This is a genomic window from Haloarcula hispanica ATCC 33960 (genome assembly GCF_000223905.1).
GTDB classification, from domain to species: domain Archaea; phylum Halobacteriota; class Halobacteria; order Halobacteriales; family Haloarculaceae; genus Haloarcula; species Haloarcula hispanica.
In genome coordinates this window covers 1,712,257-1,727,337 of the sequence record NC_015948.1, presented here as the reverse complement: position 1 = coordinate 1,727,337, position 15,081 = coordinate 1,712,257, and the positions used below count along the sequence as shown (strand labels likewise).

Annotated in this window: 18 protein-coding genes; 12 read left to right on the top strand and 6 right to left on the bottom strand. The window is 62.9% G+C overall.

What is annotated here, in order from left to right:
* Positions 1 to 522: 522 nt before the first annotated feature.
* From HAH_RS08645 to HAH_RS20295, 4 genes are all read left to right on the top strand, one after another.
* Positions 523 to 708 carry a hypothetical protein gene (locus HAH_RS08645; protein ID WP_004515500.1) on the top strand — a complete coding sequence of 62 codons (186 nt, stop codon included), beginning with the start codon at positions 523 to 525 and terminating at the stop codon, positions 706 to 708.
* Between the two features lie 7 nt (positions 709 to 715).
* Positions 716 to 1,141: an RNA-binding protein gene (locus HAH_RS08640; RefSeq protein WP_014040583.1), complete on the top strand. Its 426-nt coding sequence runs from the start codon at positions 716 to 718 to the stop codon at positions 1,139 to 1,141.
* On the top strand, positions 1,141 to 1,854 hold the full coding sequence (locus tag HAH_RS08635; RefSeq protein ID WP_014040582.1) for an RNase P subunit p30 family protein: 714 nt from the start codon (positions 1,141 to 1,143) through the stop codon (positions 1,852 to 1,854). The genes HAH_RS08640 and HAH_RS08635 overlap by 1 nt, the downstream gene beginning before the upstream one ends.
* A gap of 194 nt (positions 1,855 to 2,048) precedes the next feature.
* Positions 2,049 to 2,174, top strand: coding sequence for a hypothetical protein (locus HAH_RS20295; RefSeq protein WP_023843303.1), 126 nt, complete (start codon positions 2,049 to 2,051; stop codon positions 2,172 to 2,174).
* A gap of 68 nt (positions 2,175 to 2,242) precedes the next feature.
* Here HAH_RS20295 and HAH_RS08630 read toward each other — a convergent pair whose 3' ends face one another.
* A complete protein-coding gene (locus HAH_RS08630; protein WP_144443758.1) occupies positions 2,243 to 2,605 on the bottom strand; it encodes a hypothetical protein in 363 nt (120 codons plus the stop codon).
* A 275-nt stretch (positions 2,606 to 2,880) separates the two neighbouring features.
* Between HAH_RS08630 and HAH_RS08625 the strand changes: the two genes are divergently transcribed.
* The 3 genes from HAH_RS08625 to HAH_RS08615 all read left to right on the top strand — a co-directional run bounded on the left by HAH_RS08625 (position 2,881) and on the right by HAH_RS08615 (position 4,958).
* Positions 2,881 to 3,366, top strand: a complete 486-nt coding sequence (locus HAH_RS08625; protein ID WP_014040580.1) for an Rpp14/Pop5 family protein — start codon at positions 2,881 to 2,883, stop codon at positions 3,364 to 3,366.
* Between the two features lie 2 nt (positions 3,367 to 3,368).
* Positions 3,369 to 4,145 (top strand): archaeal proteasome endopeptidase complex subunit alpha, encoded by a 777-nt coding sequence (gene psmA / locus HAH_RS08620; protein ID WP_014040579.1) that lies wholly within the window; start codon positions 3,369 to 3,371, stop codon positions 4,143 to 4,145.
* 87 nt (positions 4,146 to 4,232) lie between these two features.
* Positions 4,233 to 4,958, top strand: a complete 726-nt coding sequence (locus HAH_RS08615; protein WP_014040578.1) for a ribosome assembly factor SBDS — start codon at positions 4,233 to 4,235, stop codon at positions 4,956 to 4,958.
* A gap of 15 nt (positions 4,959 to 4,973) precedes the next feature.
* On the opposite strand, the gene HAH_RS08610 is transcribed toward HAH_RS08615, so the two are convergent.
* Positions 4,974 to 5,321 (bottom strand): FUN14 domain-containing protein, encoded by a 348-nt coding sequence (locus tag HAH_RS08610; protein WP_008308823.1) that lies wholly within the window; start codon positions 5,319 to 5,321, stop codon positions 4,974 to 4,976.
* Positions 5,322 to 5,522: 201 nt separating this feature from the next.
* Between HAH_RS08610 and katG the strand changes: the two genes are divergently transcribed.
* Positions 5,523 to 7,718, top strand: coding sequence for a catalase/peroxidase HPI (gene katG, locus HAH_RS08605; RefSeq protein WP_014040576.1), 2,196 nt, complete (start codon positions 5,523 to 5,525; stop codon positions 7,716 to 7,718).
* A gap of 190 nt (positions 7,719 to 7,908) precedes the next feature.
* Complete coding sequence (gene hflX, locus HAH_RS08600) at positions 7,909 to 9,219, top strand: GTPase HflX (protein ID WP_014040575.1); 1,311 nt, start codon at positions 7,909 to 7,911, stop codon at positions 9,217 to 9,219.
* Positions 9,220 to 9,228: 9 nt separating this feature from the next.
* Here the strand turns inward: hflX and HAH_RS08595 are convergent, their stop codons facing one another.
* Genes HAH_RS08595 through HAH_RS08585 form a run of 3 tightly spaced genes read right to left on the bottom strand, consistent with a single transcriptional unit; the run spans position 9,229 to position 11,955 of the window.
* On the bottom strand, positions 9,229 to 10,671 hold the full coding sequence (locus HAH_RS08595; RefSeq protein ID WP_023843302.1) for a bifunctional ADP-dependent NAD(P)H-hydrate dehydratase/NAD(P)H-hydrate epimerase: 1,443 nt from the start codon (positions 10,669 to 10,671) through the stop codon (positions 9,229 to 9,231).
* A gap of 46 nt (positions 10,672 to 10,717) precedes the next feature.
* Positions 10,718 to 10,993, bottom strand: a complete 276-nt coding sequence (locus HAH_RS08590; RefSeq protein ID WP_165353752.1) for an acylphosphatase — start codon at positions 10,991 to 10,993, stop codon at positions 10,718 to 10,720.
* Between the two features lie 53 nt (positions 10,994 to 11,046).
* Positions 11,047 to 11,955 (bottom strand): DNA-3-methyladenine glycosylase family protein, encoded by a 909-nt coding sequence (locus tag HAH_RS08585; protein WP_014040572.1) that lies wholly within the window; start codon positions 11,953 to 11,955, stop codon positions 11,047 to 11,049.
* A 251-nt stretch (positions 11,956 to 12,206) separates the two neighbouring features.
* Here HAH_RS08585 and HAH_RS08580 point away from each other — a divergent pair, with 251 nt between their 5' ends.
* Positions 12,207 to 12,680, top strand: a complete 474-nt coding sequence (locus tag HAH_RS08580) for a DUF555 domain-containing protein (RefSeq protein WP_014040571.1) — start codon at positions 12,207 to 12,209, stop codon at positions 12,678 to 12,680.
* Positions 12,681 to 12,817: 137 nt separating this feature from the next.
* On the opposite strand, the gene HAH_RS08575 is transcribed toward HAH_RS08580, so the two are convergent.
* Positions 12,818 to 13,054: a UPF0058 family protein gene (locus HAH_RS08575; protein WP_004592453.1), complete on the bottom strand. Its 237-nt coding sequence runs from the start codon at positions 13,052 to 13,054 to the stop codon at positions 12,818 to 12,820.
* A gap of 285 nt (positions 13,055 to 13,339) precedes the next feature.
* Here HAH_RS08575 and HAH_RS08570 point away from each other — a divergent pair, with 285 nt between their 5' ends.
* Positions 13,340 to 14,173, top strand: a complete 834-nt coding sequence (locus HAH_RS08570) for a VOC family protein (RefSeq protein ID WP_044952237.1) — start codon at positions 13,340 to 13,342, stop codon at positions 14,171 to 14,173.
* A gap of 166 nt (positions 14,174 to 14,339) precedes the next feature.
* Complete coding sequence (locus tag HAH_RS08565; RefSeq protein WP_014040569.1) at positions 14,340 to 14,978, top strand: alpha/beta hydrolase; 639 nt, start codon at positions 14,340 to 14,342, stop codon at positions 14,976 to 14,978.
* Positions 14,979 to 15,081: the final 103 nt, after the last annotated feature.

Below are 15,081 nucleotides of genomic sequence, written 5' to 3'. Positions count from 1 at the left end.
TGCCGTGGCGTATCTCAGGGGGGTTTCGAAACCGAATCCGTTGTGCCACTGACACTGGTGGAGAGCTTGCAAACGCGGATACATGTCTGGTCCGGCTCATTCGAAGCGAAACACGGGAAGAGGCCCGAACAAGGATAGCCACGCTCCCGTGTAGCAGGAACTCATTGGCTGTTTCGACGACCTGACGGATTGTTCTACCCACTCGATCTGTACGCCTTTGCGTTCCGTGGTTGATGGAACGCATGTGACTGTAGAATGATCTGACACTTAATTCTATCTATCTAAGAAAATATTTAGACAAGTCTAATCATGGCCATGCCTTTCGCAACGGAAGCGACAGGGAACACCAAGATCGGTCAGCCCTGATCAGCGTACCCCTGGCTTTGGGCTGATCGAGGTTTGTCGCGGTCCTGATTGTCAGATCTGGGCCGTGTCACAGGGACATTTTCCCACCACGTCCGCGACTGGGCCGAGCAAACCTGAATCAGTCCCTTTTTGACGAGCCACCGAGTACCGCCCAGTATGGCATTCGAAGAGGACGACAGCGTTATTCTCCACGACGAGCACAGCGACTACGACGGCGAGGAAGGCACCATCACGCAGGTCGTCGAGACGATGTTCGGCGACGCCAACTACACGGTCTCCTTCGAGGACGGACAGGAGCAGGGCGTCCCCGAAGACAACCTCGAAGCCGCCGAGGACGAGTAGGGCTTCAATGTCGTCGGTTCCGTTCCACTACGTCGACCTCCGGACATTCTGTTATGCGACAGAGGACGACAAGCGTGTCGAGGGAGCGCTCCGAACGTTCCTGCCTGAGGACTACCCTATCGAGCGCGCACAAAGCGAGGGGCACTACGGCGACCGGATCGTCGTCCTCTCGGCTCGCGTCGAGAACGCCGACGACATCCGGCACGTACTCACGCAGGTCGCGTCAGCGCCGGATATCGACGCAGTGCGTGCGGAACTGGACGACCGGGTCGACGACAACTGCTCGTTTTTCCTCACCTTCGACAAACAGGCCGCGTTCGGCGGGAGCGTCGAACGCGGCGACGGTATCACGCTCCGGGCGAAAGTCGAGGCCTACCCCGCAAAGCGGGAGAAGGCCGTCGCTAACGCCCGCGAACTCCTTGAGGAGTTGTGATGTACGAGGCCGTCTACGCTCACCCCGACGGCGACAGCACCGTCGCCCGGCACGCGCTGACGGCCGCCGACTCGGGGTACGACGGCATCGTCGTCAGGAACCACGGCGACGCGCAGGCGGACTACGACGCCGACGCTATCAGCGATGCGTACGACATCGACGTCGCCGCCGGCGTCGAGGTCCGGGCGGACGACCCCTCGCGAGCGAGCGGTTTCGTCGGGAACTACCGGAGCGACCGGACGGTCGTCGTCGTCCACGGCGGCGACCGCCGCATCAACCGGTTCGCGGTCGAGCAACCGACCGTCGACGTGCTCGCCCACCCGATGCGCGAGGACGGCGATTTCAACCACGTTTTGGCGAACGCGGCGGCCGACAACGGCGTCCGCGTCGAGTTCGACTTCGGCCCGGTGCTCCGGGCCTCCGGCGGCACTCGCGTCCGAGCCATCAAAGAACTGCGGAAGCTCAAGGAACTGGTTGAGGACGCTGGCGCACCGTTCGTCGTCTCGGCGTCGCCGAGTAACCATCTCCAGATTCGCGCACCGCGGGATCTCATCGCGGTCGGGGAGACCATCGGCTTCGACGCTGATACCCTCCGAAAGGGCCTGGCAGAGTGGGAGCGGGTCGCGGAGCGCAACCGCGAGCGCCAGAGCGACGCCGTCATCGAACCGGGCGTCCGACTGGAAGACGGTGATCAACAGGGCGACGACGCGTAGCGGTGCTGTTGCGATCCACAGCAACCCAGCTCCCTTAGTTCTGTAGCGACCCGGACAGCTGCCAGACACATTGAGCCGACAAACCACTCCGATAGCCCCACCCCGGAACTGACGGGGGGACGTATCACCAAAGGCGTTTCCCGGAGTGTGTTTTTCGAGCGACATCGATCCCGCAGTAGCTGCGTGCCTATTGGGTGGACGCCGCGCTCCTGAATGCCGACACCTCGCCGGAGACGGCGATCCGCTGTTGCTCGTCGATGTCCAGCTGGAGCGTCAGCGTCGCCGACCGAACTGGCTCGGGCGTTTCGACGATGTCTTGATGTCGATACGTCCCTGCAGGGAGACACGCCTCGGCCGCGGCAGCCGTATAAATATCGTACTCTCCGGATCACTCGTCGTTTGGCGTCAGCTCCCGGTATTGTATCGAACTCTGGATCCCTTCTCTCCCGTCCGCTTGGTACCGCCAGCACCCTGCTGATGTCTGTACGGGGTCGGCTCGCAGTACGCCCCGACTCTTCGGATCAAACACGAGGGTGTCGGTCCGGGTCACGTCCTCACTTGGACCCGTATCGGTAAACAGCAGCGTCGGACCGTACCCGAGACGGACCGTTTCGCTCCCGACGTTTGTCAGCGTCGCTGCCACTCGTGCAGGGGCCGCGGCTGCTGCTTGGCGTTTAACCTCTCCGGTGAGTTCCAGTGCTGGCTGAGCCACAGTTTTCGGTGACTGCGTTGTGGGTGGCTCTGTACCCATTGACGAGCATCCCGTGACGAGTCCACCGAGTGTAACACCAGCCAGCCGAAGCACTGACCGTCGGAACAAATCCACAGTGAATTATGATTTCTGGTCGCTAAGTGTTTTGTGGATTGGTCAAAAGACGAATACAACGGCCCTGTGTGCGAGAAATACTACCGGGTAAGGACCCACACCGGTACAAAGAACGCCAGCGCGTGACTGACGAGTCGTACCTCCTTCAAAGTCAGTAGCTACACCACACTGCTCATTGTCCTCCGCCCCAACGCTGGCGTATGAAACACCTCCCGAAGCATCTCCGGCCCCGGTGGCGCTATCTGGCCGTCGGTATCGAGACGTGGCCGACAGCGTCGCTGGACCGTCGGGCGTTCCAGCGGGCGGTGTGGTACGCCGCCCAGAACCTGCTGGGCGACACCGGCAGCGCCGAGACGGACATGACCGTCCTCCAGTTCCACGACTACGACGGCACGGCCGAGGCCATCGTCCGGACCAGACGCGGCCAGACAGACCCAGCGCGGGCCGCACTGACCTGTCTGGACAGCGTCGACGGCGATGAGGTTCGGGTCCGTGTCCGGGGGATTAGCGGCACTGTGCGTGCCTGTGAAGAAAAGTATATACGCGGGCCGCCGGAAGCCACTGAACAGAGACACGTCGTGTTCGAGAACGCAGACCGGAGCGCTACTGTTCGGCCTCCGCGCTACGATGTCGAAGCGGCCTCCGGCGGCGCGTTCGTCGGCGCGACAGCACTCGATTTCCGATAACTATGCAGGGACAAAATCAACAGCAGGCCTACGACCGCGGGATTACTATCTTCTCGCCGGACGGACGCCTCTACCAGGTCGAGTACGCCCGCGAAGCGGTCAAACGCGGCACAGCAAGCATCGGCGTCAGAACGAGCGACGGCGTCGTTCTCGCCGTGGACAAGCGCATCCGGTCGCCGCTGATGGAGCGCTCCTCGGTCGAGAAGATCCACAAGGCCGACGACCACATCGGCATCGCCTCGGCCGGCCACGTCGCCGACGCCCGACAGCTCATCGACTTCGCCCGCCGCCAGGCGCAGGTGAACCAGCTGCGCTACGGCGAGCCGGTCGGCGTCGAGACCCTCACGAAGGAAATCACCGACTACATCCAGCAGTACACGCAGGTCGGCGGCGCGCGCCCGTTCGGCGTTGCGCTCATCATCGGTGGCATCGTCAACGGCGAGCCGCGTCTGTTCGAGACCGATCCCTCCGGGACGCCCTACGAATGGAAGGCCCTCGCTGTCGGAGCCGACCGCGGCGACATCCGGGATTACCTCGAAGAGCACTACGACGAGGGGATGGACCTCGACGAGGGCGTCGACCTCGCGCTGGCCGCTCTCGCGTCGGTCAACGAGGACGGGCTCACGCCGGAAGGCATCGGCGTCGCCACGGTCGACGTGGAGACGGAGACGTTCGGCCAGCTGACCGACGAGGAGAAGGAGACTCACCTCGCGGAGGCCGACCTCCTTGATACCGGTGAAGACGCGGACGACGAAGGCGAAGACGCCACCGAAGAATAACCCTTCCGACAGCCCTCGCGGGCGACTGGACTTTTTCTGTCCGACCACGCAGTAAGGCCTTTAACTGGCCCACTGCTACCGACGGGTATGATATCGCTTGACGAGGCGGTGACGGCGCGCCTCGAATCCCACGGCCAGCGGTTCGAGGTACTGGTGGATCCGGACGCGGCGCTAGCGATAAAACGTGATGACTTCGACGGCGACCTCGAGGACGTTATCGCCGCGGAGGACGTGTTCGAGGACGCCTCGCGGGGGGACCGACCGCCCGAGAATATGCTCGAAGAGGTGTTTGACACCACTGATCCGATGGCCATCATCCCCGAAGTCATCAAGCGGGGGGAGATACAGATCACGGCCGACCAGCGCCGCGAGATGCAGGAACAAAAGCACAAACAGCTCATCCAGCGGATCACGCGCAACGCGGTCAACCCACAGATGGACGACGCGCCGCACCCGCCGGAGCGCATCGAATCCGCGCTCGAAGAGACGGACTTCAGAGTCGACCCGATGGAACCCGTCGAGGCGCAGGTCGACGACGCCCTCGATGCGCTCCGGCCGGTCATCCCGATCCGGTTCGACGAGGTCACCGTCGCCGTGCAGGTCCCCGCGGACTACGCTGGGAGCGCCCAGGCACAGATCCGACAGTTCGGCGACCTCGAACGCGAGGAGTGGCAGTCCGACGGCTCGTGGGTCGGCGTCATGACGTTCCCGGCCGGCCTACAGAACGACTTCTACGACGTGGTGAACGAACACACCAGCGGCGAGGCAGAAACCCAGATAATCAAAGACGAAGACGACATCAGTACGCGCTAACGCCACGGCGTCGCGTTACCCTTTCTTGAAGCCGACCAAGAACCCGGCAGTGAAACCAGCGCTGACCGGCAGCGCCGAGAGCAGCGACGTGACCCAGGACGGCGGTTGCGCCGACGCCGCGTTCCCGGCGGTGCCGGTCGCGTTCTGTGCGGCCCCACCTATCGCGTCCCAGTTCACCTGGAGGATGCCACGCGTCTCGAGGAACTTGAACAGTGCCAGCTCGATGCCGATGATGACGGCAATGAGCTTTGCGACCTTCTTGGCGGCGAACCCGATGATCCCGCCGATAAGGCCGCCGCCACCGAATTCGAGGCCCATCTGCTGGAGGCCCAACCCATCTAGTTGGAGTACGAACTCACCCATACAGCGTACCTGACCGCCTGTTTTTAAATCCTTTGTGCTCCCTCTGGTGCTTTCCCTTTTACACAGCCTCCGCCACAGGAACGGGGGTCGTTGCTACCGGGGTGTCCCAAAGAATTCGGGGCGATATTTTTCACACGATGCCATTTCTTTACTCATATCCAAAGATTTGTATGCTACCGACGAATCTTACTTACTGTTAAGATGGCAGAAACACCGAATTCCGATATGAGCGGTGCCGCAGGTGGACATTCGAAGCGACCGAAATCTAATCAGGACTGGTGGCCAAACAAGCTGAATCTGGAGATCCTCGACCAGAACGCCCGTGATGTCGGTCCGATGGAGGACGACTTTGATTATGCGGAGGAGTTCCAGAAACTCGACCTCGAAGCGGTGAAGTCGGATCTCGAAGAGCTGATGACGTCGTCGCAGGACTGGTGGCCAGCCGACTACGGCCACTACGGCCCGCTGTTCATCCGGATGGCTTGGCACAGCGCCGGGACGTACCGGACCGCCGACGGCCGCGGTGGCGCGGCTGGCGGCCGACAGCGCTTTGCACCTATCAACAGCTGGCCGGACAACGCGAACCTCGACAAGGCGCGACGGCTGCTCCTGCCGATCAAGCAGAAGTACGGCAAAAAGATCTCATGGGCCGACCTGATGATCCTCGCAGGGAACGTCGCCATCGAGTCGATGGGATTCAAGACGTTCGGCTACGCCGGCGGCCGCGAGGACGCCTTTGAGGAGGACAAGGCTGTCAACTGGGGGCCGGAAGACGAGATGGAAACCCAGGAGCGCTTCGACGAGCCAGGCGAAATCGAAGAAGGGCTCGGTGCCTCCGTGATGGGCCTCATCTACGTGAATCCGGAAGGACCGGACGGCAACCCTGATCCGGAAGCGTCGGCGAAGAATATCCGGCAGACGTTCGACCGGATGGCGATGAACGACAAGGAGACGGCCGCGCTCATCGCCGGCGGACACACGTTCGGCAAAGTCCACGGCGCTGACGACCCCGAGGAGAACCTCGGTCCCGAGCCCGAAGCGGCCCCCATCGAGCAGCAGGGCCTCGGCTGGCAAAACGAGAACGGGAACAGCAAAGGCGGCGAGATGATCACGAGCGGTATCGAAGGGCCGTGGACCCAGTCGCCGACCGAGTGGGATATGGGATACATCAACAACCTGCTCGACTACGAGTGGGAGCCGGAGAAGGGTCCCGGCGGCGCGTGGCAGTGGGCACCCAAGAGCGAGGAGCTGAAAAACAGCGTGCCGGACGCACACGACCCGGACGAAAAGCAGACGCCGATGATGCTCACGACGGACATCGCCCTGAAGCGAGACCCGGACTACCGAGAGGTCATGGAAACCTTCCAGGAGAACCCGATGGAGTTCGGGATGAACTTCGCGAAGGCCTGGTACAAGCTGACCCACCGCGACATGGGGCCGCCTGAGCGGTTCCTCGGTCCGGAGGTTCCTGACGAAGAGATGATCTGGCAGGACCCGCTCCCGGACGCCGACTACGAACTGATCGGGGACGAGGAGGTCACCGAGCTCAAGGAAAAGATCCTCGATTCGGACCTCTCTGTCTCCCAGCTCGTCAAGACCGCGTGGGCGTCGGCATCGACCTACCGCGACAGCGACAAGCGCGGCGGCGCTAATGGCGCTCGTCTCCGACTCGAACCCCAGAAAAACTGGGAAGTCAACGAGCCCGAGCAGCTAGAGACGGTCCTGGGGACACTCGAAAACATCCAGACGGAGTTCAACGACTCGCGATCCGACGGGACGCAGGTCTCGCTTGCTGACCTGATCGTGCTGGGCGGCAACGCGGCCGTCGAGCAGGCGGCAGCGAACGCGGGCTACGACGTCGAGATTCCGTTCGAACCCGGCCGAGTGGATGCCGGGCCGGAACACACCGACGCCGCCTCCTTCGACGCTCTCAAGCCGAAGGTCGACGGGGCTCGAAACTACATCCAGGACGACATCACGCGACCGGCCGAGGAAGTGCTGGTCGACAACGCGGACCTGCTGAACCTGACAGCGTCGGAACTGACCGCCCTGATCGGCGGGATGCGCTCGATCGGTGCGAACTACGGGGACACCGACCTCGGCGTCTTCACCGACGAACCGGGGACGCTGACCAACGACTTCTTCGTGAACCTGCTCGACATGGGAACGGAGTGGGAGCCGGCGTCGGACTCAGAACACGTCTACAAAGGTCTCGACCGTGATACCGGCGAGGTCAAGTGGGAAGCCACACGCATCGACCTCGTCTTCGGCTCGAACGACCGGCTCCGGGCCATCTCGGAAGTCTACGGCTCTGCCGACGCGGAGGAGAAGCTCGTCCACGACTTCGTGGACACATGGAACAAGGTCATGAAGCTCGACCGCTTCGACCTCGAATAAGCCGGACTGACCGCTACCGCTTTGCTGGCTGCATTTCAGCCTTCGAGCGGGTATCGAAGTCGTTAGTTTCGCCAGCCGGCTGCAGGAATCGCTCAGTATCTGCCATTTTACCGTCCAACCGCCGACCCCCGGAAGAGTGTGAGTCCCCTCCCGGGGGGTTAAATAATCGGACGCCGTAGTTTTCCAACGAGTGACGGCGACACACACCACGAAACGAGCGGTTATCGCGAAGCGCGTCGACAGTGGCACCGCCGACACGACGGAAATCCGGGACCTTGCCCGGGCGGCCGGCTACGAGGTTGTCGACGAGATCACACAGACCAGAACGGAGGACCCGGCGTACCACCTCGGCGAGGGGAAGGTAACGCGATTGAGCAACGCGGTCGCTCGCGAAGGGGCCGCCGTCGTGATCTTCGACAATCAACTCGGCCCGTACCAGACGTACAACATCGGGAACGAACTCCCCGAGCGGGTGCGCGTCATCGACCGCTTCCGACTCATCCTCGAAATCTTCGGCCAGCGGGCCCAGACACGGAAAGCCCAGCTCCAGGTCGAACTCGCGGAACTGCGCTACGAACTCCCGCGCGCCGAGGCCAAGGCGAGCCTGGCCAAACGCGACGAGCGGCCGGGGTTCATGGGGCTCGGCGAGTACGACGAATCCCGCGAAGAAGACATCAAAAAGCAGATCGCCAACATCCGGGACGAACTGGAATCCATCGAGGAGACCGAGCGACACCGCCGGGAGCAGCGCCGCGAGTCCGGCTTCGACCTCGTCGCGCTGGCCGGCTACACCAACGCCGGGAAGTCGACGCTCCTGCGCCGCCTCGCCGACGACCTCGACGTCGATGAGAACGACGACTTGCATCCCGACCTCGATACCACGGCCGAGAGCGAGGACCGTCTGTTCACGACGCTTGGCACGACCACCCGCCGCGCGGCGGTCGGCAAGCGCGAGGTGCTGGTCACCGACACCGTCGGGTTCATTCAGGACCTCCCGCACTGGCTCGTCGAATCGTTCAAATCGACGCTCGGGTCGGTGTATCACGCCGATCTGGTCTTGCTCGTCGTCGATGTCTCCGAGTCGGTCGAGGAAATCCGGGAGAAACTGGTGACGAGCCACGACACGCTGTACGAGCGCAACGAAGCGCCCATCGTCACAGTCCTCAACAAGACCGACATGGTCGACGACGAGGAGGTCCGCCGCAAGAAAGACGCGCTCTCGTCGCTGGCTCCGAACCCCGTCGCCGTCAGCGCCAAGCAGGGGCTCAACATCGACGACCTGGCGGACCGCATCGACCACGAACTGCCGGACTACGAACGCGAGCGACTCGTGCTCCCGATGACCGACGACACGATGAGCCTCGTCTCGTGGATTCACGACCACGCCAGCGTGGAGACGGTCGACTACGGCGACCAGGTGGTTATCGAGTTCGAGGCGCGGCCCGCGATCATCGAGCAGTCCCGAGCGAAAGCCGGGGAGCTGGTCGGTGCGTCGGCCTGACTGCGGACGCTACGCTTCTGCTTCCCGCTGCCACAGTACGCTCGGTATCTCGTCTAGCAGGTCCGTTGCGACCAATCCGTAGCCGCGGTCGTCGACGACCTGGTCGCCGACCGTGCCGACGGTGTAGGCGGCGATGGCGGCCGCGTCGAGCGGCTCCTGAACGCAGGCGAGCGCCCCCGTCACGCCCGCGAGCACGTCGCCGGTGCCGCCGACCGTCATCCCCGGATTGCCCGTCCGGCCGACGCGGGTTCGCTCGCCGTCGGAGACGATGTCGTACGGGCCTTTGACCAGCAGTGTCTGGTCGACCTCCGATGCGAAGGACTCCACGAGGTCCACCCGCTCCCGCCAGTCCTCGGACGTCTCGCCGCCCATCCCGAGAAGCTCGCCCTGGTGGGGCGTACAGACGAGGTCCGCGTCCGTTTCGATGTCCGGAACCACGGAAAGAGCGTCGGCGTCGACGACAGCCGTCCCCTCGAATCCTGACAGCAGGTCCCCGACCGCTTCCAGCGTCGCGTCGGCGTTCCCGAGTCCCGGCCCGACGATCAGCGTGTCGTGCTCTGCCGCCAGTTCGGCGAGGTTGTCGACGTGGGGTGGCGCGAGGTGGTCCCCGTCGAACGGTCTGAGGATGAGGTTCTCGCTGTAGGACTGGATTTCCCGCGCGACGACGGCCGGGCAGGCGACTCGGACGAGGTCGGCCCCGCCTCTGAGGGCGGCCTGGGCCGTGAGCGCCGGCGCACCGGTGTACGGGCCGCCGCCGACGACCAGCACCTCGCCGTTGTCGCCCTTGTGGCTCGCTGGGTCCCGTTCGAGGCGGGTGAGATCACCGCGCTCGATGAACAACTCCGCGGCGTCGGGGATGCCGATGTCGGCGACTGTGACCGGGACGTCGAGGTCCGGCAGACCGGGTTTGGTGTCGTGAAACGTGACGACGTGGTCGGCGTCGACGGCGTTGTCGGCCAGCCGCCCCGTTTCGGCGTCGAGACCCGACGGGACGTCCACAGAGAGGACGGTCGCGTCGCTCTCGTTCATCGCCGTGGCGGCCGTTGCCGCCGGTTCCCGGAGGTCGCCGGCGATACCCGTTCCCAGCATCGCGTCGATGACGACATCAGGGGTCCCGAGGTCCAGTGCCGAGGAATCCCTGACCGTCTCTGTCGGATACTCGGCGTGCTGGAGGGCATCCCAGTTCTCCCTGGCAATCGTCGTCGAGATTGCGTCCGGGCGGCCCAACAAAAGGACGCGGAGGTCGTACTCGTCGAGAAAGCGGGCGGTGACGAGCGCGTCTCCGCCGTTGTTCCCTCGACCAGCGACGATGGTGACTTGGTCGCCGGGGTCAGCGAGGGTACGGACCGCCCGTGCGACGGCGTGCCCGGACGACTCCATCAGCTGTTTGCGCGGGACGCCGAGCGCCGCGGCGTTCTCATCGACGACACCCATTTCGGAGCCGGTGAGCATACCCGCGGGTTCGCCCGCCAGTGAAGTAACTCTACGGGACGGCGGCTTACCAGCGGACCTCGAAGCCGTTGATACCCTCCGGCTCCTCAAACTCGACTTCGACGTCGGTTACGTTCGCGCGTTCGCTCCCCTCGTGGCAGAACTCGACCATCGCTTCTACGTCGTCCTCGGGGCCCTCGAACACCGCTTCGACGCGCCCGTCGTCGAGGTTCCGGACCCACCCGTCGACCCCCTGGTCCTGTGCGCGCTCCCGCGTGGTCGCTCTGTAATAGACGCCCTGGACACGACCGGAGACGAATACATGTGCTCGCGTGCGAGCCATGTCCGAGGGTTTGCTTGTGGACTCCGTTATACTGTCGCCTTCCATCACCCGCGTCAGTTTTCGTCGCTGCCCGTCCGGAGATAATGGAACAAGTAGGTCTGCGTGTAGCCGGCGTACTCGCCGCCGAGCGCGGCCCGGATGGCCCGGGACGTGTCGGTGTAGTTCCCTCGCTCACACTCCGGGTAGTACTCCTCGATGGTCGACCGGATCCAGGTGTCTAGCGGGACCGCTTCGAGGTAGTCAAGCGAGAACAGCAACACGCAGTCCGCGACCTTGTCGCCGACGCCGACGAAGCGGGTGAGCGACTCCCTGGCGTCCTCGTAGTCGAGGCCGACGGCTTCCTCGGGGTCGGCCTCGCCGCCTGCGACCATCTCCGCGGTGCGCTGGACGTACGGCGCTCGATAGCCCAGCCCGAGGTCCCGGAGGCGTTCTTCGGTCGTTTCGGCCAGTGCGTCGGGCGTCGGATAGGCGTTGTACGTCCGTCCGTCGAACTCGACTGTCTCGCCGAACGCGTCGCGGAGCGCCTGTTGCATACTGTGTATCCGGGCCACGCGCATCTGGGCCGAGCAAATGAACGAGATGAGGGAGCCAAACGGTGGGTCCTGAACGAGACGCATCCCCCAGAACCTATCGTAGGCTGACTGGACCACGTCGTCGTCCGTTGCCGTCGTCCGAATCGCGGAGAGATCGTCCTCAAGCCGCAGGAGTCGCTTGAGGTCTGCCTCCGCGTCGATCGTGGACTCCCATTCGAGGACACCGTCCCGCTGCCGGACGCGGATGACTGCTGGTGACCCGTCTCGACGGACTGTCGTCCAGTACCACGCGTCGTCCCCGGTTCCCCCGTCGCGCTGGTACATTTCGCCGTCCTCCCGGTTCCAGAGGTAGGACTGCCCGCTCTCGACAGTTGCCTGGAGGTCGATACCGCCGGCCAGCGACCCGACGTCGATGACGCCCTGTTCCATTGTCTACGTGTACGGACCCGGAGGTAATGGCGTTACGAGTTCCGCTCGCACGGGTTGGGGATCTCTCTCGACTAGCGGACGTTCATATCCGTCTGATCTGTCACTGCTTTTCGCCGTCGTGATGTTTTATGTCGCTTGCGTCTGTGCGGCTCAACGGTGCTTTCTGCCCCTCTATACCACGATATATGGGGTGAGAGGTGATCCCCGTTTCAGGGCTAACCTTCATTATATTGGGAAACAAACATACTAGTATGAATTGCCGAGTTGTTGTCGAGGCCGCAGTCCCAGTGTACGATGTGGCATCTGCGGACGAGGCAGTTCGCATCGCCATCTCGAAGACGGGGGAAATGCTGAACCCCGACCTCAACTACGTCGAGATCAACATGGGGGACCGGCACTGCCCGCACTGCGGCGAGACACTGGAACCGGCTTTTCTCGCGGCCGATGAGAGTCTCGTCGCACTCGAACTGGAGATGACCGTGTTCAACGTCGAACGGGACGAACACGCCGCTCGAATCGCCCGCAAGGAGATTGGGCAACGACTCGAGAACATCCCGCTTGACGTGCTCGAAATCGAGGAGATTCCGGAGGAGGCCGACGAAACGACGGACGACGAGTCTTCGTCGACAGAGTCGACAGCAGAGGCCGATGACCAGTCGTCGGGCCAGTCCGAGGACGAATCGGACGACGTGTTACCCGAATTCGAGGAATTAATCGACGAGTAAGTCCGGTTACCGAGCAACAGGGTCTCTCTGTTCAACACCCTCGACGTATCGCGTCTCCAATATGATTCCGACAGCCGTTATACAGTCACTAATAGCATTGCTCGTCGGGAGAACTGCATAGAAACGACGGAGAACTGTTAGTCCGCGGCGGCAGAAACTGGCTCTTTGGTCTCGTCAGCCATCTCGGAGGCAATACCGTCAGCAATCGCAAAGACAGCGGCCTTGTGGTCTGTTTTCGACTTGTGAATCGATGTCGGCTTGACGCCCAGTTCCTCGTATTCGTCGTGGTCTACTTCTGTCCCGGATTCGGCTTCGTAGTGGTTCTGTACCTGTGCAAGCAGGCCGTGAAGGTGGATGAGCTCCTGCTTTTTCATAGTCAACCCAAGGTAACAACTCGAAGGTTATAGTACTACTCTGATGAAGGTTAACACACGGCTCTGCTAGTAATACGTAATAGTTCATGAATAATTCCTGGTGCGGAGTATATTTTGAGTTTTTTACACTGAATTTTACCATTTCTCCAAAGGCACTGTTGAGTGCTAGCAATGTACAACGCTTCGATGACGGACGGCCTCGACTCGAACACTGTCGACTCAAACTCGTTGCGGGAGTCTCCGGCTGGCACCCAGAGTTATGGGCTGCCTATACCTGCTATCGGTATGGACCAAGCCACTCTCCCATCAGAAACCGAGATCGGCCGGGTGGCCCTGACCGTTGCTGACTTACCACCGACTGTCGATTTCTACCGTGATGTTGTCGGCCTCCAAGTCCTAGACTCAGACGACGACCGGACGATACTCGGTGCGGGTGGACAGGAACTACTGATCCTGAACCGTCGGCCAGACGCACCAGCGAGAGGTTCTGCCGGGACCGGGCTGTACCACGTCGCGTTTCGCGTTCCGTCGCGAGCGGCGCTGGGTGATGCACTCAAGCGTATCGAATCGGAGTGGACACTTTCCGGCGCATCGGATCACGGTGTCAGCGAGGCGCTATATCTGTCGGACCCGGCCGGTAACGGCGTCGAGATCTATCGGGACTTTCCGCGGGCGCCGTGGCAGGAGACACCGTCGGGTCACGTCGAAATGGTGACAGAGCCCCTCGATACGCAGTCAGTCGCGGCTGCCGCGACCGGTGAACAGTCGATGCCCGCTAGGTCCGATATTGGACACGTACATCTGGAAGTTTCGTCAGTGGAGACGGCCCGGTCGTTCTACGCCAACGCACTCGGATTGCGTGTCAGAGCCGCGTACGACGGCGCGGTGTTTCTGGCGGCCGGTGACTACCACCACCACATCGGAGCCAACGTCTGGCAGGGGCGGTCAAGGCCCCACGCCGGACAGGGTCTGGCGTGGTTCGAGATTCGATTCCCCGACGAAGCAACCCTTGCTGCGACACGTAAGCGCCTCCGTCAGTCCGGCTACGCTGTCTCCGAAACCGATACCGGTCTCACAGTGCGTGACGGTGACGACATCGAACTCCGATTGCGAGCCTGAACACGGGATATCTCGACCGATTGACCGATGTGCCAAGTCAAGTGTCTTCGCGCGCTATCTGAGGTATGCACACGACACGGTGGCTGGCTACGGCAACCGGGCGAACGGGAACAGAAACGGACTGCACGGACGTGACAGGGCACAGCCGACGGCCGGGAGGAGCGCGATGAGCGGCCCCCATCAGGGCCAGCAACTCGTGACTGCTGGAGCCGCGCTATCGGAGGCGAGCGCGGCGGCGGTGCTGGTCCACGGTCGGGGTGCGACTGCCCGGAGTATCGTCCAGATGGGAACAGAGTTCCAGCAGGACGGGCTGGCTCTGCTCGCCCCCCAGGCCGCGCGGAACACCTGGTACCCTAACTCCTTCCTCTCGCCGGTCGAGCAGAACGAACCCGGGCGGACATCGGGACTGCAGGCTATCGAGGACGCCGTCACGGAGGCCGAGGAAGCCGGGATACCAACCGACTGTGTGCTCGTCCTGGGCTTCTCCCAGGGGGCCTGTCTCGCGAGCGAGTTCGTCGCCCGTAACCCGCAGCGCTACGGCGGGCTCGTGGCTCTCAGTGGTGGCCTCATCGGCGAGACCATCGACGAGAGCGAGTACGAGGGCGACATCGAGGAAACGCCGGTGTTCCTGGGCTGTAGCGACGTCGATCCGCACATTCCCGAAGAGCGCGTTCACGTCACGGCCTCGGTCTTCGAGCAACTGAACGGGGACGTGGAGGAACGCATCTACGAGGGGATGGGCCACGGCGTGAACGAGGACGAACTGGCGTACGTCTCGTCGCTGGCCGCCACCCTCGTCAATTAGGCCGTCCGAGCGTTGGTTCGTACACCGAGATAGCCTCGCTGAGCGTGCCAGCAGGGAGTTACCGGCCCCTCACCGCGAGACTTAGTGATTGGAAAGACTACAC